The organism is Hymenobacter aerophilus DSM 13606 (assembly GCF_000382225.1).
Taxonomy (GTDB): domain Bacteria; phylum Bacteroidota; class Bacteroidia; order Cytophagales; family Hymenobacteraceae; genus Hymenobacter; species Hymenobacter aerophilus.
This window is the reverse complement of the sequence record NZ_KB907825.1, coordinates 12,986-32,061: the sequence shown is the minus strand read 5'-3', so window position 1 is coordinate 32,061 and position 19,076 is coordinate 12,986. Positions and strand designations below refer to the sequence as shown.

Below are 19,076 nucleotides of genomic sequence, written 5' to 3'. Positions count from 1 at the left end.
CCTTTTCTCTACCCCAGCGTCCCATGTTGTTTCGTAATCGTCGGTTGGTCCGTGCCGTCTCCTGCTTCCTGCTTCTCGAAACCGTAGGTAGCCTGCTGAGCCCTACCGTCAGTTGGGCTCTGATGGGCCCTGGCCAGCCCGAGTTCATCAGCTATGAAGCTCCGGGAGCCACCGATATCGTCAACCTAACAACCGGGGACCTGACTTACCAACTCCCTCTGCTGGAGGTGCCCGGACCCGAGCGCAGCTTCTCGCTGCCGCTAACTTACCGCGCCGGAATCAAGTTGGAGCAGGAGGCCTCCTGGGTGGGGTTGGGCTGGACGCTCAACCCCGGTGCTATCGCTCGCAACCTCAATAACTACCCCGACGACGCTTCGAGCTATCCCTACCGGAATACGTACAAGAAGGACCTTAACAAAGGCTGGAAGGGCGGAGTGCCTGGAGTGCTGGATTTAGGCTGGAACTCCCAAACCGGCCATTCCGGCTCGGCCGATTTAATTGGGCTGGCCAGCGTGGGCTGGGAAAACGGCAAAGTAAATTCTGGTGATCTAATAGGTGTCAAATATTCCAAAGGCAAAGGCATAACTATTGATGCGGTTCGCGTGGCGATGGCAGCTGTTACTATCGTAACGGCCGGAGCCGGTTCATCACTTTCAGTTGGTGCCAATTTGGCTATTCAGGGTGGCTCGGCGGTTGGGGTCGGAATCGGAGCTAACATGTTCGGCAAGAAAGCCGAGAGTGGGGGCGGCTTCAACCGGCCTACCACCAAAATACATGACTACTTCTGGTACGACGATTATTGGAACTTCTATAACGACAGCAAGTCGGAGAACATGTATGGCTCCCTGTATTTTCAGGACATGAGCCGAGACGTAGTATCAACCCAAACGGACGCTGGCTTACTGGCAGGGCCTAACATACGTTTTTCAAACTCCTCCACCCCGTTTAAAGCAAACGTCTATAAATCTTACCGTAAGTATGATGATAACGGGACAGTCGAGAGAGAGGTAGGAGCCGATATTTCGTTGCATTCCCGTAAAACAGATGCCAGCTACTACGACCAAGCATTGCGCCCCATCAGTATTGCCCACGACGATTTTTCCGTAATGGGCGAAAGCGTGTCCGGTTCCATCCGCCCGCAGCGGCTGGAAGTGGGTAGCGTGGCCTATCCGCGGGTAGGTGCCGAAAAGCATGATAAATACAGTGTCGTTGATTACCTAGACGACTACAAAGTCGGCTTTCGCTACGACAACAGTATGAGCAATGGCTACGACTACCAGCAACCTACCAATAGTGCGGGTAACACGGTAGCAGATTTCACGGGTTACGAAATAGAAAGCAGTAGCAGTAGTCTGAGCATTACTGATAAAAGGTTATTCCCTTCTACTCCCCCAAACCGTACTGAAACAACTCGCAAGGGCATTGTCAATGGGGATGGTCGCCGGGCTCTGGTTCAGGGCAAGCACGTGCAGTGGTATTCCAATAGCGAAATCATCCGTCAGTACCAAGCTAAGCCGGCCGGTGACGGCAGTAAACTTCTGGAGTTCTACAAACCCGTCCAGCGCAATACATCTACCCAGGTCATTACTGGCTACGGCCCCTGGATTTGCCCAAACAGCGACCGGACCGAATGTTACCGGGAGCCTATCTACGGAACCCAAACTGTAACAGGCGCGGCCAATCCCTTCCGGGTTACGCTTCCCGGCAAGGGCATCGGGGCCTTCGCCGTGACGGCCGAAGACGGTTCCACCTATCACTACTCGCTGCCGGTTTACCATTACACCTCCTACAGCCAGTCCCGCGAACTGAAAGCTATTGAAGGCGACACGCCGGGACTGTCCACCACGATGATGGGCGAGCCGAATAAGAACCACGGTTACGCTACTACCTGGCTACTGACGGCGATTACTTCGCCGGATTACGTTGACCGGGGGTTGGTCGGCACAGTCGATTCGCTGGATTGGGGCGGCTGGGTGAAATTCAACTACGGGAAGTTCTCAAGTAATTACAAATGGCGGCAACCCTACGTGGGCGAAAATTACCTGCCTGATCCTAGTGAATACGGCAAACCTGGATTCATGAATACCGTGAGCTTGAGCGAAGGTTTCAAAGAAACTTACTACCTCAACTCTATCAGCACCCGTACGCACACCGCTTTGTTTGTAAAGAGTACGCGCACTGATGGCCGGGGCCATTTTACGCCTAATGGCGCCTCCAACCTCGGATTTTATGAACAAAATCCTTCATCGAGTCTGCGGTTAGATGAAATTATCCTGCTCACCAACGAAGACCTGCTAAAGCTCCGCACGCAGAATGCCATTCGGGAACCCAGTGATGGATCCGCTACGATTCCAGCATTTAGCACCAACACGAATAACAATGCTAACACCTTCAACCCTACAGAGTTGCGAAACGGCGACTCATACCAGCAGATATACGACAGTCACGATATGGATGCCCACCCCCGAATTCGGGAATTTATTAATCGTCGTGCCCTAAAACGAATTCTATTCAACTACAGCTACCGCCTCTGCCCGGGCACGCCTAACTCCTTTGCCTCTCTGGCCTCATTGCCTCCGATGGATGCAGAGCATGGTAGCCAGGCCCGGAGTGGAAAACTCACGCTGGAGAGTGTTTCCATCTATGGTCCGCTCAATACCAAACTCATTCCCGATACCAAGTTTAAATACGACAACAATCCTGCTTACGGGCGGGAAAAATGGGATTACTACGGCATGTACGCCAGCGGCGGGTGGGCCACTAGTACTAATTTCAACCATCAGGTGGCCAATGATTTCACCCAAGCCTCTCAGGATGGGGCCGCTTGGTCGCTGACTGAAATTGTAAATCCGCTGGGCGGGCGCACTCGTTTTAAGTATGAGCGGGATCAGTATAATCAAGTATCCGAATTTGGCACGCAAAAAATTGCTTTAAGTAACACAAATTGCTCCACCACACTCACTCTTTCCACCACTGGTTCTCCTGGCTTTAGCGGTGATTTGCGTAATTATTTTAAAGCTGGGGACCGTATTCAGGTAAACGGATCCGCTAAATTTAGAAGAACTTATTATCTGGATGGGGTCATTCAGCCCCGGGAGCAGTGCGATACCTACTATACAGACCAGTGGGTCACGATTAAAAGTGTGGCCCTTACTACGATTACCTTGAACAACGAGTACCAACCAGAGGCAACCTGCCCTCCCATAGAAAATAATTATGGTCAGCAGGTGACGAATGAGACGATTACACCTCAAGCCTTTAACTTAACGACCCTTATCACGGCTAACCGCAACGGTGGCGAAATACGGGTAGCGCAGGTCAGTACGCTGGACGAAAACAACACGGAGTATCAGGTCCGTTACCGCTACATGAACGCCGGTTTATCCGGGCGAAACTCTACCGGCGTTATGTCTAAAGAGCCAGAGTTCATTGCTGGCAAAGTCGCGCACGACTTCGAAGCGTTCTACGACTATCCGGCAACTCCGGTGCTTTACGGCAACGTAACGGTGCTACGCGGTACTTTTAAGAATAATCAGGATACTGATCATGATCAGCGGGAAGAATATGCGTTTTTCACGCCTGTTTCTACCATGATATCCGAGCATACTAATCATAAGTCCCAAAATCTTGCCAACGGAAAAGTCGCAACTCTTCAAGACAATCGTACGCTCGTAGATGTGGGTAAGATTGGGCAGCCATTATCCGTCAGTAAGTTTAATGGCAGGGGAGAACAGGAATTCTCAACTACGTTTGCTTATGCAAATCAAATCAACAATGCCGACGGTATTGCCGGGCAGGGCCGGTTTACGGAAGGAGTAATGAAGAACGAATTACTGGACCGCCTATATTATCACGTTAACCGGACAACCAAGCAGTACCTGCCCACCGTGATGACCACGACCGCGACTGTAGCTAATGGAATGCGGTCGGAGGTTAGCAATGAGGTGTATGACTTTTTCACCGGTCAGGTTCTGGAATCGACTTCCCGCAACGCCCTTGGGGACGTATTCCGAACGAAAATTATTCCGGCTTATACGCTTTCCCCTTTTCAGAGCATGGGCGCAAAAGGCACCGAACCAGGTAACCGTAACATGCTCTCGCAAACGGCGGCGGAACACGTTTTTAAAGAGAAGGGAAGCACTCGTTCCCTAGTTAGTGCCTCCACATCTACCTGGAAACGCGATTGGAGCACGTATCGGGAATTCGACGGCAGTTCCGATGCCTATGTTAACCGGACCGATGCTGCCAATCCGGTGTGGCGTAAATACGAAAGCTACGTTTGGCAGGATGAGCGACTCAAGCCGGATGGAACGTACGCCACGTTCACGGACTTCGACTGGAGTAATTTAGATCCAGCAGCCCAAAATAAAAGCTGGCAGCGGGTAGCTGTCATTAATCGCTATGATCATTTCTCCAATCAGTTGGAAGGTCAGGATCTGAACGGCCAATACTCATCTCAAAAGTTGGGCTATGAGCAAACTCAGGGCATCGCAGCGGCCTCCAATGCCCGATACACTGAAATTGCTTACTCTGGAGCCGAAGATCAGGAAATAGCTTCCAACGGCGTTCATTTCGGCGGTGAGGTACGCGAAGGAAACCGTAGAAGCGGCGACAAAGCGCATACCGGCAATTACAGCGTCCTGCTAACCGCTGGTAGCCCACAAGGCTTTATGTACAAAGCGAAGGTGGGCACGGCATATGACCTGCGACCGGACCGTAAATACCGGGCCAGCGTCTGGATCTACGCCGCCAATTCTGCGAGCGGTCGGCTCTACGCCACGTTGAACGGAACATCGGTGGGGGAAACTCATGCAGCCGCGTCCAGTACCCGCAAAGCCGGGGATTGGCATCTACTGACCTTAGTGTTCAATGTACCTGCTTCTGCTTCTGGCCAAACGCTCCAAGTAGGCTGTAAAAATGTAGGCAGTGGAAATGTGTATATGGATGATTTCCGCTTTCAGCCGCTGAATTCGGGCATGGCAGCTTACGTATATGATCCCCATACCCGCCAAGCTACCTTCGCCTTAGACAATAACAACTTATTTACTCGCTACCAGTACGATGCCGCCGGCAAAGTAGTGGCCGTTTACAAAGAGGTATTGGATAAGTCAGATGGTAGCGTTGGTGGTGGAAAACTGGTTCGGGAGGCTACTTACAACTATGCTCGCATGAAAGAGCCTAACTGGGTGGAAAATGGTGTAACCCGTTGCGTTAAGAAACCGAGTGACAATTCCAATACTGGTGAGCAGGAGAAGCAGGAGAAAGATGTGAATCCTTTAAGTTTAACCTACAATCAAACCCGCTGGTTATCTATTGGCTACACGGGAGTGTGCCCTACTTGTACAGTACTCTATAGCCGATGGAATGGCTCCTCATGCGAGACGCCCGTTAAATCTTGTGAAGGAAGTGCTGAAATTTATCGTAGTGGCACAATTAAGTATCAGAATACGTACCGGTATACTTACTCCGATGGCTATTCCTTTACTGATGTAGTGGAAGAAAACTACCCCTGTGCGCTCTAAATTCTTTAGCCTCATTTGAAAATGAAAAGCAGACTTGTATCCTCTCTTATTCCCGTTTTCGTTGTTTTTCTGCTGTGTACCTCCTGTGGTAAAGATAATGACGGTGGAAAACCCCAAGCCACGGTTACGGGTCAGGTACGCCTTTTCAATGAATTCGGCCAGGAGCAAACCGACCGTAGTGGGGTCCGGGTCACGGTAACAGATGCCCCAAATGTAGCTGCGACATCAGCAGCGGATGGCACGTTCAGTATTGCCAACGTACCGGCTGGCAAGCATCGGTTTATATTGGGCAAACCTGGCTATGGTACGTATCAGTCGGCCGAGCTGGCTGTAAGTGGGTCAACCACGCCCTTAGGCCCACCTGTTCGCTTAGGCCAATTGCCTTCCTGGACGATAAGTGGCTACACGTATGGCAGCTATGTCGACGTCGTATTCGCGGGTAGCACCTCTGTGCCTTCTACCCAGGCCGAGCCGCGCAGCGGCAGATTATATATGCGGGCTGGGCTGGCGTTACCTACCCCATCCACTTACGACTACACTGTGCGCCTGACCGATCGGCACGAGTTCTTCTGGCAGGACAGCATTGCGTATGATAAATTAGTGGCTGCTGGCTTGCCAGTAAGTAAAGCAATATCCTATGCCATATTCCCGGAGAACCCTGCCGCCGACTCTTACATTGACCCAGTCAGTGGGAAGGAGATTTATCCGGCAACAAAATCCGATAACATTGGCTCCAATACAGGTGGATTCCAGTATCCCTGAGCAGCGGCAAGCCTGGGCGACGGCACCACGGCAGCACGATTGCGGTTTCTGACGAAGGACTGCTAAAATATGAGAAAAGGCTTCTGAAATCAGGAGCCTTTTCTCATTGTACGTTATTCACAAGGTTTTTCAGCCGGCCCACAGTCCTTTGCAGGGCAGATTGAAGCGTCTTTTAGTTATCTGCTGTTTTCCGCCGCCGTTACTTATCGGAGCGAAATCATCGTTAGCCCCTATTCTACCAGCAGCCGTTGTACCCCCCGCCAAGTGCTGGTGTGGACTTGCACCACATACAGCCCAGGCGCCAAGCCCGTCAGCGATACGGGAACTGTTTGGCCAGAGCTGCCAGCAACCACTGTCATCACTCGTATGAGGCGGCCGAGCGCGTCACGTAGCTCCACTTGGGCTGGTTCGAGGCTGCCCGGCAGCTCCAGTGTAACTTGGCCGTGGGCCGGGTTGGGATATAACACCAAGCCGCTCGGCCGGGAAGCGGCAACTGCGCTGGTAATGAGCGGGGGCTGGTTGAAAAAAACGTCGATGCCGCGCGGATTGTTGGGGTTGAATACTTGTTTGGCCGTGTACACGTCCAAAATACCGTCGCCGTTTAGGTCGGCCGCGTCAGCCATATAGAACGAATCGAAGCCAATGAGGATGGCCGAGGCCGCGCTGAACTGACCAGTGCCATCGTTTAGCAGCACCTGAGTGATGCCCCGGTCGTTGGTGACGAGCAAATCCAGGTCACCGTCGCCGTCCATGTCACCTGAGCTGACCTGTCGCGTCCGGCTCAATGCCGATACGTTGCGCACGGCGCGCAGGCCGCCCGTGCCGGTGCCGGGTACCAAGCTCACACTGGGCGTATTGTAGCTGGTACACGCCACGTCGGCGTGGCCGTCGCCGGTAAAGTCGCCGACTGACAACTTGCCCGAAAAGTCGTTCACGGCAATTGTCGCGCCCACCGTGAATTTCCCATTGCCATCGTTAAGGCAAATGCCCAGCGTGGTATCGGAAATAAACAACAGGTCCAGATCGCCATCCTCGTCCATATCGGCCACCCCGACATCGCGGGCCGAAAGCCGTAACAACTGTGCTTCCCCCCGTGCAAAAGCACCATTCCTGGTACCTGGCATCAGGTAAAGGGCCGTGCCCGTTTCTATAGCCTCGGCGAATATCGCGTCCGTCAGCCCATCGGCATTGAAGTCGCCGGCAGCAGTCTGTACGTCCAGAAAACTACCCCCGTAGACAGTGGCGTAGTTGTCAAACCCACCCTGACCATCCCCCAGATTCAGCCTGATACTCGCAATGCGCGAGGAACTGACCAGAATATCGAGCTTCCCATCACCGTTGAAATCGGCCACGCGCAAATCGCCTGCTTCGTCGAGCAGGGGAATCTGACGGGTCGTCGCCCGAAAGTTTCCCTGCCCATCGTTGAAGCAAACCCGGCCCCTACTTCCCTCACCAATTATCAAATCGACGTCTCCATCATTGTCCACGTCGCCGGCCACCACAGCCGCCGGATAGGAATTTATATCCGGGCTGGCCGTCTGAGGCGGCCCAAACACGGCCCGCCCACGGCCGGCCGCAGCCCGGAACTCCAGCACTTGGGCCGGACGGCTCACGCTGGCCGGAACACTCACGCTTACCCGCTCGCCCGGCGCGAACGGTTGGGTGGGCCGAAATTCCACTTGGTTGGCACCCGCCCCGCTCAGCATTCCGGCCCGTTGCCCGCGCAACAAATCGGTGTTAACGCGGATAGCCGCCGGATCGGTTACGGGGCCGGAAAAGGTGAGGCGGATCGGGCCGGTGAGGCTACCGGTCAGTGCCTGCCGGGCTGGAATACTGCTGACGAAGGTGGACGTTTGAGCCCGGCCATAAAGTGGTAAGGCAAGCTGTAGTAATAATCCGGGTAGAAAAATTCGCATTGGGTCGCAAGCTGGAATGAGTAAAGTAGCAGCAATATCCTAAACATTTTCTGCGGATTCTACAACGGTCCTGCCCTGAAGTGTATTGCTCCTTTACCTGTACAATCCAACCAAGGGCAGTGGGGGAGCAAAAGCCCTGCTGAGCAGCGTGGAAACGGTTCAGTAAACCTGTACAGCGAGCAAAGTTCAGCCAAGGTGGCCTTGCCAATAAGAAAGCTGAACTTTGCCGCATGAAAATCGGCTACGCCCGCGTCTCGACCCGCGACCAGAATCTTGAGACTCAACTCCGTCCAACTTAGGTAGACCGCCTCACCTTGTTGAATCCCTGTATGTGCAGTTGCTAGGCATTGGTTCGGTCCGACTAGGCGAACCTACTGGATACCCATTTAGCTTTGGACTACACCTTGAGATTTGGCCAGCTATGAGCCCACATAACCAGCAAGCCTATGGAGCGCTTCGCGCCTACCTAACATACCTATTGGCCAACCCACGGGATAAAGCGCTGTCAGAAGTGCCACTCCTATTTCGGGCCAGTGTGGAGCAATTTATGCAAGGCAAAACGATGTACGCTGATGCGGCTGGCCAGCCCACCATTTATGCCCATGATTTGGCCGCCTGGGCCTATCAGGTAATCTATGTATCCGGCTTGGAGTATCCCCTTCCCCTGGCCGCTGTGGACGTGGACTGCCTGCGGCGAGCGATGGAAGGATGAGTTGAATAAAGATTTAGTGATCCAACAAACTGGGTGCGGTAACCATGCTCAAGGGCATCGTTGCGTGCAGCAGGCCGCAACAGTTGATGCGGAGAATAATGCGCATATTTACCGCATAGTATGCGGAGAATAAACTCATACGTCCATCAACTCCCAGCTTGGCCGAAGTTTAGCTGGCAGCCAGATGTGCTGGAAAGGCTCCTGGGGGAAGTGCGTTACCAGCAAGGCCGGCTTTTGGGGCGCGTGGAATCTCTGGGAGTGGAGCTGCGTAGTGAAGCTACCCTGCGCACACTGACGTTGGATGTACTCAAGTCCAGCGAGATAGAGGGCGAAATTCTGCCCCCGGCCTCGGTGCGCTCCTCCCTCGCCCACTGGCTGGGCCTAGAGCGCGGCGGGCTGCCGGCCGCTGACCGCCGGGTCGAAGGGGTGGTAGCCATGCTACTCGATGCGACCCAGCAAGCGGATCAGCCGCTAACCGCGCAACGCCTCTTCGATTGGCACCACGCGCTGTTTCCAACTGGCTACAGTGGCCTTTACCCGTTGCAAGTAGGGGCTTGGCGCATGGGGCCGATGCAGGTCGTATCCGGGCCGATGGGGCGGGAGCGCGTGCATTATGAAGCCCCGGCTGCGGAGCAGCTGGAGGAGCAGATGCAGGAGTTTCTGGACTGGTTTAATAGTCCCACGGAGCTGGATCCGGTACTCAAGGCGGGCTTGGCGCACTTCTGGTTCGTGACCATTCACCCCTTCGACGATGGCAACGGGCGCATCGCCCGCGCCATTGCCGACCTGCAGCTGGCCCGGGCTGATGGGAGCGGGCAGCGGTGCTATAGTATGTCGGCGCAAATCCAAGCCGAACGCCAGCAGTATTACGACTTGCTGGAAACCAGCCAGCGCGGCTCCTTGGATGTGACGGCTTGGCTCACGTGGTTTCTGGCTTGCCTGGGACGGGCCGTGACGGCGGCCGAGCAGACGCTGGCCCAGGTGCTGGCAAAGGCCCGTTTCTGGGAATTGCACCGGTCGACTGCGCTGACGGAGCGCCAGCAGCGGTTGCTAACCAGACTGCTCGACGGCTTCGAGGGCAAGTTGACTTCCTCAAAGTGGGCCCGCATGGCCAAGTGCTCCCAGGATACGGCCGGTCGCGATATCGCCGACTTGGTGGCCAAAGGAATCCTGCGCCAGGACAGCGCCGGTGGTCGCAGCACCAGCTACCGCCTACAGTGGCCGTCGCCCGGATAGGGCGGCGACTAAGTTGTTCCCAGTTCTCGGGCTCTTACGCAAGCCATCTTAGTACCGATAATAGGTGCTTATCGTCGCTGACTCGCTTTTCACGATAATCGATTTTAAGTTATGATAACATTTACTTATCACAACTTATATTTGGAGGAATAAACCGATGGCTTTTCAGTCGTTTTTGACACCTATATATAAGGTGTGCCCCAAAGCACAACTTGAACTCCCGAATCCAGTAGCTCCAACGCTCCCTGTACGTACTCCATGCGCGAAGACCTTTCGATTGTTCCGGCGTCCACTGTTCCCCCCACGGTCAGCACCCAGCTGGCCCGCGCCTCGGCCAAAGTCGCCGGCTTCTTGGAGGTCGGCCTGCAGGGCGCGGCCAATACGGAGCGCGCCTATACTTCGGACCTGAAAAGCTACGTCGGCTTCTGCGAGCGGCACGGGCTGCGGGCGCTGCCGGCCGACGTGGAAACGCTGACGGAGTACGTGGCGTACCTGGCGACGGAGAAGCCAACCCCGGAACCCAGCGACGGGGGCCATGGGGAAAAGAAGAAGCGTAAAGGCCAGCAGCCCCTCACCCGGCCCCATTCGCTGGCCACCATTAAGCGGCACCTGGCGGCCATCCGCAAAGCCCACCAGCTTGCCGGCCACCGGCTGCCGGCCACGCTCGACGCGCTCAACATCGTCATGGAAGGCATTGCCCGGACCCTGGGCAAGCGGCAGGACCAGGCACAGGCTTTTACCGTGGAGGAGCTAAAGCAGGCTATCCGTCGCATTGACCTAGAGACATCAGCCGGGATACGGGACCGGGCGCTGCTACTACTCGGCTTCGCGGGGGCCTTCCGGCGCTCGGAATTGGTGGAACTCAACATCGAGCAGCTCGAATTCGCCGAGCGGGCTTTGCTGGTGCATTTGGCCAAAAGCAAGACCAATCAGTATGGTGCGGTGGAGGATAAAGCCATTTTCTACGCCCCTACCATGGACTTCTGTCCCGTGCGCTGCTTGCGGGCCTGGCTCAATCTGCTGGGCCGGACCACGGGGCCGTTGTTTGTAAAGATTCCGCGGGCCGCACCGGGACAGATGGCTGCTGCCTCGGACAAGCGGCTTTCCGACATCTCCATCAACAAGCTGGTGCAAAAGAGGCTGGGGCCAGGTTACTCGGCCCACTCACTGCGCGTGTCCTTCGTGACAACAGCCGTGCTCAATGGGCAATCTCACAAAGCCATTAAGAACCAGACCAAGCAGAAGACGGATGCGATGATTGAGCGCTATACGCAACTCAACAATGTGGTTTCTTACAACGCCGCTCAAGCGTTGGGACTATAGTTCTGGTACCCCTGCGGATCTGCTATGGGTGAAGATACCCTCCGTAAGGGCACACAATAACGCCCCATCTGCACAGTGGCGGTAGCAAGCGTGCTTCACTCCTGAACCCTTGTTGAACCCTTTGAAACCAACGGGAATTTCTTAAACAACGCTCCTGGAACGCTGCAAAGGCATTTTACGCAAGCTGTTGCCCGGCTCTTTCCTGTTGTAATGAACCCTTTGTGAACCCTTTATAACCCTCCGTTTAGAAAATGTCCAACTAGTCTATACGGGACCTAGCCACGTGGTCCTTTGACATGAGGTTTACTTCGAGGATGACGTAAAAGACCTCCAGGACATACGGCAGCAGAGGAATCTAATTGTCCATAACCCGGTCCTTCTGCTGATTGACGACGCCATCGACGCGAACCTAGAGTTATTGAGAAAGGACCATCACCTACTGAAGAAAATAGGCAAATGGTGGATTTTGGAAATCGAGATGTCTATCAGTGGCGAATTTGATGCCGACCATGGAATTGATGAAACTCAGATGGATTCCGGGATGACTTTGCTACTTAATTATTTCATGGAAGTAGCGGCTAAAGAAGTAGCACCAGACACCAACACTTCGGAGGTATAACTACTTGGAGTTAGTGCAAAAAGTACCGGTATCCCGTTAAGTTAAAGTAGCTGGGCTCGTGTATCAACAAGGTGGAGATGGTGGGCTGGTACTCCCACCGGTTAAATAAGTGTATCAGTGCCCGTTCGGCCCTAGCTAGTTTGCCGTGCTGATCTTCATAGCAAGCCAGAATGATTTGGTCCGGGTAAATTTCTTTGGCGACATCAACTAAGCCACGTAATGACTTATTGTTATCAGCAGAGAAGGCCGCACTGTTGTGCTTCGCCTCGCCAATGATAAACTGGCCATCTACAATTGCGGCAATATCCAGCTCCGAGCTGGGCCTGTTCGAGTGAAGGTCGTCGAATAAATTGACTTGCGGGCTGTAGCCGAAAGACTTGCGGGCACGCCTGTGCAGGCTGGCCAGCGTGCGTATGACGGTTAGGTTTCCATCGCGCATACTACGTGACTGGAACATGTTGTTTTTGATCACGTTGTTGAGCTTGTAGGCAAACGGCTGCTCTACTGGAAAGGCAAATTCGCGGAGGCAGCCATTGCACTGTACTGCCTCTGCCGCACCTTTAAGCGGATACCAAAAAATGGAGGAACAATGTGTGCACTTCAATTTGAATCCGGGTAATAGTGCGCCGTAACCGCACAACTCCTGCACCGTTCGCTTAAGACCTAGTCTTAGATTTTCCTCGTTCTGAAATGTAGCGTCACGGTCTCCTAATACAACTCCCCGCTGCGGTAGCACGGTTCGGCATGCAGCAACAAGGTCTTCAAAGAGGACGGCATCGCCGGCCAGCGCCTCACTGATGCAGAGCTTTTCGAATGTATCGACCCAGAATTTATCATCAAAGAAATCTTCAACCAACGTAAAATCCTGATTGAAAATGCTGATGAAAGCGGCTAGCCGGTTGCTACTGTCATGTGGCCCCTGGTCCGGGAATCTGGAATGCGTCAATTGGCCATGCCGCACCGGCAGGGCAACAAGTTGGCGCAGCAGCTGCGGGAACGTGGGTAGTTCAATGGTGGCATCGACCGACTCGCTGCCCTGGCTCGGTACAACAATGGATATCTCGCGTCCTAGGCGTACCCGACCGGTAAAGCTCTTGACAACGAAGCCTATTTCAGTGGTGAGGGGAAACATGAGCCGGTTCCGGTGCTCGGCTGTACGCTGGGTTATTTCCAAATCTACGGTCCAATACTGCGAATAAAAGCTGAGTTTGTTCGAAAAGCTGGGTGTAGGAAGCCTTAGTAAGCCACTTTCTGTAATTAGCGTCTGTGTAAGAGGCTGCTCGTTGCTCTTGTGCATCCGGTGGCCCGCGGCATCCTGAACGGCAAACGGAAACTCCGGGATGGCACAATAACGAAATTGACGCTGAAAGGCAATGGGCCGGAGCACACTCACCAACAGGTCATTTACTTCCTCTTCACTGAGGGAAAAGGATACTACCTCAATGGGAAGGTCCCAACTGCTCAAGTCGTGGAGTACGCCGCCGAAGAATTGATCCTGACCCAAGCTGGTCAACTCCTCCAAGGTGCAGTACAGCACGTTCCGGCACTCAAAAAGCTGTCGGTTCCAAAAGTAAAGCAAGTCCTCGAGGGATTGCTTATCCCTAGCCACGACCAATTCCGTAAGATTGCTCGCATGAGAAGTGAGGGTCCGCAGAATAACATTATGCAGGTTTCGGCGGGCCAGCTGTGAACGCAGTACGGGTTTTTGGTGATGAATAAGTTGGTTAAGGGCGGCGAAGTTTTCGGCTGTTACCTCCAGAGTAGGTCGATGTCGAGTTATCTCGTTATCACCGACATAACTCGACGTCACTAGACCATAGTTGAGTTTATAGAAATCAAGCAACGGGTTCTCAAAGTTGCTGATTCCCGCGGCCACCAGTACTGGGGTAGCTGGATCGACTTCCGAGAGTAAGTGAAAAGCGTAAACGCCATGCCATTCCCGGCTTTGGCCTTGATCGTCTAGCTCAAAATAACCAACCGGGTTAAAGCAGCGCAGTTGCTTTATAAGTTCTACATCTACGCCAGCCGAATACAGCACGTAGTCAGGGTCGTAATGAGATAGCAGCGCCGCGTAGCCAGCCGGAATAACATTATCTTGAACCGGGATGATGGGTGTATACCTCCCTCCCCAGTATTGTTGACAGTTCAGCAGCAGCAAGAATAAACCTTCGTAGGAGTAATTGCTGCTAACAAAGCATACGTAGCGCAAGTGACGTACCTGGGCAGTCAACTGGTATTGATTCATCATAGTTGGTTATAGCAGGCAACATACAAGTTTCCTCGCCGCTAGTAATGATTACGGTTGCTTATTGTGACATGTGTGCATACTGTTTGAGCAATTAATTCTCCTCTTTGAGTCGTAACTCACACTCTTTGGCATTTAACAATGTCTTTTAAATCCTAACAGGCTATTTCATATGGATAAGGTGTGATAAGTCTTAGTTATATCAGTAAATATTATTTGCTTTCTATCATTTCGCACTAACTATAGCAGTTTCGCGAACCGTAGACCTAGGATGTAGAGACGCATCTTTGCGTCTACTCGTCCGCGCCGCTGCAACGTCGTCGTTCAACGCTGAGACGCAAAGATGCGTCTCTACACCCGGCTGGATACACCGTTCGCGAAACCGCTATACTAGCTGCCCCATTTCTAGCTGCCATGCCCAAAAGTGAAAAATCGCGTTGTCCTGCTACCAAACTAACTCAGGCGCAACCGGAAGTAGCGGCAACCCTACCAAGCAACTTAAGCAGCTATATTGAGGACCTGGCGGCTCGCCGGGTGGGTGGCGTTGTGAACCTGCGGGGCATCAGCTTCCAGTTACTCTACGCCTGCGAACGAATGCTCAGCCTGCTGCAACCCGGCAGCCCAGTTGCCATTCAGTTGGAGGGCCTAGAGGACGTGGACTTGCACAACGTGCTCGTTATTGGGCAAACGGAGTACGTGCAACTGAAAACGTCCGTGAACGATCTGGCCCCCGCTCGCTTCTGGGATATGGGAGTTCTGCAGAACTTTCTGGAAGTATACAAAGGGGCACCAACGGCCACGTTTACCCTGGTGCATAACATGCGCTTGGCCCCCGCCTTGCAGCCGCTGGTGCAGGGCGAACCCGCGGCCCTAGCGCATTGGGGCGCCAAGCTGCAAGCGTTTGATAAGACCCTCAGCCGCGAGCAGTCCGCTGACTTTTTGCGGCGGCTGCGCTGGGAGTACGTCACTGAGGCGCAGCTGCACGAGCGGTGCGTGCAAGCCTTACTGGCCAACTTTGACATACATGCCCGCAGTGAGGAACAGTACCTGAAGGCCGTTTTCTACCACGCCTTCGACTGGTCGCGGCAGCGGGTAACGGTCACCTACCGCCACCTGGCCGAAAGCATTCAAGGCGTGAAAGACAGCTATTCTGCCGCCCCTCTCAACGAGGCCCTGCGGCACAACTGGCTGGAGCGCGTGGGCTACGGGGTTGAAGCGCAACGGTCGGCCACCGCCTACTTTGCAGGCCAGGCAGCCCGGCCTCACCACATTGCCGACCATTTGCCGGTGCGGCGAACGGACTGGGAGGCGCGCATCGAAGCGGGGCTAGCGGCTCACGCCGTCGTGGTCGTTCGATCGTCCAGCGGGCAGGGAAAATCCACCCTGGCCTGGCAAGCCGGCTACGCGCAGCAGCAGCGCGGCGGCCAAGTGTATGAAGTCCGGCACTGCGGCCGACCTGAAATGGCCAACGCCATCGTGGAACACATACGGGCCTGGGTGCGGGTGGGCGAGCAGCCCTTGGTCGTGATTGACGGATTGGGTTCCCACGTGAGCGAGTGGGCCGCGGTGGTGGAGCGGGTAGCGGATTTGCCCGTCCGATTTCTTATTACCTCCCGCGAAGAAGACTGGTACCGCTTCGGCTCGAATGGTGCCATGGTGCCGGTGCACGTCGTCGAAGTGACGCTGGGGCGGGACGAGGCCGAGCGCATTCACCATGAACTAAGCCGGCGCAACCTGCTGGCCGACCACACTAACCCCTGGCAACCCGCCTGGGAGGCCGTGGCCGAGCGCCAACTGCTGATTGAGTACGTGTACCTGCTCACCCAGGGGGAGCTGCTGCGCGAAAGGTTGGCCGGGCAGCTACGAGAGCTGAACCGGGAATCGCGCAACGCCGCGGCCAAGCTGGAAATCCTACGGCTAGTGGCCGTGGCCGACTGCTTGGCCATTCGGCTTGATACGGGCTGGCTGGTGCGCTACGTGGCCGATACCGTGGGCTTCGACTCCGATCGAGGCGAAGTACTTAATCAACTGGAGCGGGAGTACTTTTTGCGCTTCGGTACGAGCCGCGTGGAAGGGTTGCATCCAGTAAGGTCGCGGCATCTGGCGGACTTGCTGCACCAGGTACTGCCCCTGGCCGACACGCTGGCCGGGGTATGCCGGCTGCTTACTCCGGAGCAAACCCACGAGTTTTTCGCCGGCCTGCCAGGTTTGCTGGTGGCTCCTGACCGGCGCCAATTGTATGAACAACTGGCCCCGCTTCTGGCCCCGCGAACGTTCTTGGATATGACGGCCGCCCTGGACGGCTTGCTGTGCGGGGAGGCCCTGCACTACTGGCAGCAAAACCAGGCCGTAATAGCTGAGGTGGTTGCGGGCGGAGGCCTGGAATTGTTCGTGTACGAAACGATTCCCTTTGCCAAACCCGATGTCTTGAGCAGTCTAAGCAGCATAGACGGACTTGGGGAAGGCCTGCGCCATTTGCTGGAACGCTCTCATAAACTGGCCCCGCTGGTGTGGGCAGAATCCGAACTCCTGCTGTTTGCCTCCCTGCTACACGCTCAAGCGCCTTTGGCCGTTAGTAAACCGAGCTATCTGGGACTGGGCCGGCTGAGCGACTGGCTGCACCGCCTGAATTTGCCCTTGCCCCTACTATCGGGTTGTGAGGAGCCGGCCCTGCTGCTCGCACTGCGTACCAAACCGCTGGCCGAAACCCAAGAACTGTTCACCTACCTATGGATGGCTGACCCAGCAACGGCCCAGGATTTTACAACGCAGCACAAAGCGGTGCTGCTGGCTTACCTCAAACAACAGACCGACACGCCCACGTTGCGGGAGGAAGACCAGGACCTAGTGGCGGAATACCTGCTGGAATTCAGTGAGGGTGACCGCGGGAATGACCTAAGCGTGGAACGCCTGCAGGTGCTGGCGACTTTTCTGCCGGGTTACGCACATTACCGCAGCAACGCCGTTCTCTTTCCAATCCGCCCGGCTTATCTCTACACCGTGGCCCTGATGAATGCCAAAAAACGGATGACGGCCGACATTCTGCTCATACCCCGGGCCGCGCGCATCAACCGGCTGTGGGCCGACACCATTCTGCACCTGTATCGGGCCAAATCGGTTTACGAATGGCAGAAACACCTGCTGTCCTTGCGACAACTTGCGCTGGAACTCGCCAAGCGCTTCGTTCGGTTTCTCGAAATTAGACTTGAGCAGCAAAGCGGCCGGGATAAGGCCGCCATCGAAGCCATCGTCACACAAAGCGAGCAACTGGAGGCGCACCGGCAGCGCCGGCCTAAGCTGCCGGCAAATAAGTTCGGTTCGTTGGTCGGTGATTATGCCACGGTGGAACGGGCTGTGGAGGAATGGCTGGCTTCGTTGCGCAATTTTGTGGGTCAGTTCAGTGGCTTGGTGGTTCCTAGTAATAGCAACAGCCGGAACTTAGCCACCTACAACTTAACCAACACCGTTCAGCAACTGCCGGCCATGCAGGCCGCGCAACGAACCATAAGTGCCCGGCACGATTACTTCGAACTGGCCGCGTTGGAGCAAGAGGAAACGAGTTGGTATCCGCGCTTGCTGGACAGTGTACGGTTTTACGTGCATTGCCAAGAGGTACTGGCCGGCGCTAAAGTATACGGCGTGCGCGAACGCATCCTTCAGTGGAATGAGGCCGACAAGCAAACCAGTTTGGCTGAGGTGCACGCCATCCTGCGAGCCAGCGAGCAGGTCCTGCCCGTCCAGATGCATCTGCCAACCTATTTGAGCCAGGAGGGAACATTGAAAACTGCCGTTATAGGTGTAGAGGGTGTTGATTTTACGAATCAAGAGCACCTGTTGCCGCTGCTGGTTTCACTGGTCGAGCTGAGCGAAACCCGGGCGGATTATTTTCTGCTAGTGCCCGTAGTTAACCGAGAGGCAGGCAGAGGTCTTCGCTGCAACAAGGAGGTCTTCAGGTGGCTCAAGGCCCTCAACGAGGGGGAGGAAGCAGCTACCCCGGCAGATTGGCAACTACCGCAGCCAAAGGCAGCAACTCCAGCGGACGTGCAACCCTTACTTGGAATTGAGGCCCAGGTGATGGTAGAACCGGAAGAAAATGAACGCCTGATCGGCACGCTACAGGCCTTGTGGAAGCTCTTAGAGTACCGGCGGCGGTTGGCAGATGCCTCTTCCTCAGAACGAGCATGGCTAAGCCAGGTAGAAACAGTAACCTGGCTTCGGGTGGAAACAGATTTACGTTGGCTGCAGCCAAGGGTAAATGCCGAGAACTATACTTCCCTAACTCAGTGCGTAACTCGCTGTCTGAACCATGACAGCAGCGTCGAGGAAGAACAACTGGTCACCTTGCTGGAGTCACTTCTGAATACTGCCCCTACCCAGGCGACAGAAATATAATGGGGGATTGATCATCACCTCAAGCTGCTGTTCCGGTAGAGATGGTCGAAAACAAGTTGCGCCACGGCCGATGCTTTCGCTCGGTCCACATATTGGACCCACGCCATATCGGCTATTTCCGCGGCGGGTGCCAGCTGCCTTTGGTGTTAGCCCTAATAGCAGCGCAATCGCACCAATACATCGGCGGGCTTCTGGTCAGCTGAGGCCGTAAACTCGCTAATAAACTGGGCCGTTTACGGCAGGAGCGCCACATTGAGCTTCTCCCCTATCTCACGCATCAGCGCCAGCGTATCGTTTCACCTGCTTTGCGCTTACCGCCGGGTATGTAGTAAACATCTCGGTCGTGACA

Annotated in this window: 7 protein-coding genes; 5 read left to right on the top strand and 2 right to left on the bottom strand. The window is 54.8% G+C overall.

All coding sequences use genetic code 11. The features are described 5' to 3' along the window. Window positions 1-23 precede the first annotated feature (23 nt). Together H145_RS0115705 and H145_RS24250 are read left to right on the top strand one after the other, a co-directional pair. Complete coding sequence (locus H145_RS0115705) at window positions 24-5,522, top strand: hypothetical protein (RefSeq protein WP_019949111.1); 5,499 nt, start codon at window positions 24-26, stop codon at window positions 5,520-5,522. A 21-nt stretch (window positions 5,523-5,543) separates the two neighbouring features. Continuing rightward, entirely contained in the window at window positions 5,544-6,284 is a 741-nt protein-coding gene (locus H145_RS24250) for a carboxypeptidase-like regulatory domain-containing protein (RefSeq protein WP_071595216.1), read from the top strand. Between the two features lie 230 nt (window positions 6,285-6,514). Here the strand turns inward: H145_RS24250 and H145_RS0115700 are convergent, their stop codons facing one another. Further along, window positions 6,515-8,200, bottom strand: a complete 1,686-nt coding sequence (locus H145_RS0115700) for a T9SS type A sorting domain-containing protein (RefSeq protein ID WP_019949110.1) — start codon at window positions 8,198-8,200, stop codon at window positions 6,515-6,517. Window positions 8,201-9,032: 832 nt separating this feature from the next. Between H145_RS0115700 and H145_RS0115690 the strand changes: the two genes are divergently transcribed. Beyond that, complete coding sequence (locus tag H145_RS0115690; protein WP_019949108.1) at window positions 9,033-10,148, top strand: Fic family protein; 1,116 nt, start codon at window positions 9,033-9,035, stop codon at window positions 10,146-10,148. Between the two features lie 258 nt (window positions 10,149-10,406). Then, complete coding sequence (locus H145_RS0115685) at window positions 10,407-11,471, top strand: tyrosine-type recombinase/integrase (RefSeq protein ID WP_019949107.1); 1,065 nt, start codon at window positions 10,407-10,409, stop codon at window positions 11,469-11,471. A 629-nt stretch (window positions 11,472-12,100) separates the two neighbouring features. Here the strand turns inward: H145_RS0115685 and H145_RS0115675 are convergent. After that, window positions 12,101-14,338, bottom strand: coding sequence for a hypothetical protein (locus H145_RS0115675; RefSeq protein ID WP_019949105.1), 2,238 nt, complete (start codon window positions 14,336-14,338; stop codon window positions 12,101-12,103). 411 nt (window positions 14,339-14,749) lie between these two features. Here H145_RS0115675 and H145_RS0115670 point away from each other — a divergent pair, with 411 nt between their 5' ends. Then, on the top strand, window positions 14,750-18,727 hold the full coding sequence (locus H145_RS0115670; protein ID WP_019949104.1) for a hypothetical protein: 3,978 nt from the start codon (window positions 14,750-14,752) through the stop codon (window positions 18,725-18,727). The last annotated feature ends 349 nt before the right edge of the window (window positions 18,728-19,076 follow it).

Coding starts and splice junctions, on each gene's coding strand:
- H145_RS0115705 (WP_019949111.1), top strand. CDS start 24: ATGTTGTTTCGTAATCGTCGGTTGGTCCGTGCCGTCTCCTGCTTCCTG.
- H145_RS24250 (WP_071595216.1), top strand. CDS start 5,544: ATGAAAAGCAGACTTGTATCCTCTCTTATTCCCGTTTTCGTTGTTTTT.
- H145_RS0115700 (WP_019949110.1), bottom strand. CDS start 8,200: ATGCGAATTTTTCTACCCGGATTATTACTACAGCTTGCCTTACCACTT.
- H145_RS0115690 (WP_019949108.1), top strand. CDS start 9,033: ATGCGGAGAATAAACTCATACGTCCATCAACTCCCAGCTTGGCCGAAG.
- H145_RS0115685 (WP_019949107.1), top strand. CDS start 10,407: ATGCGCGAAGACCTTTCGATTGTTCCGGCGTCCACTGTTCCCCCCACG.
- H145_RS0115675 (WP_019949105.1), bottom strand. CDS start 14,338: ATGATGAATCAATACCAGTTGACTGCCCAGGTACGTCACTTGCGCTAC.
- H145_RS0115670 (WP_019949104.1), top strand. CDS start 14,750: ATGCCCAAAAGTGAAAAATCGCGTTGTCCTGCTACCAAACTAACTCAG.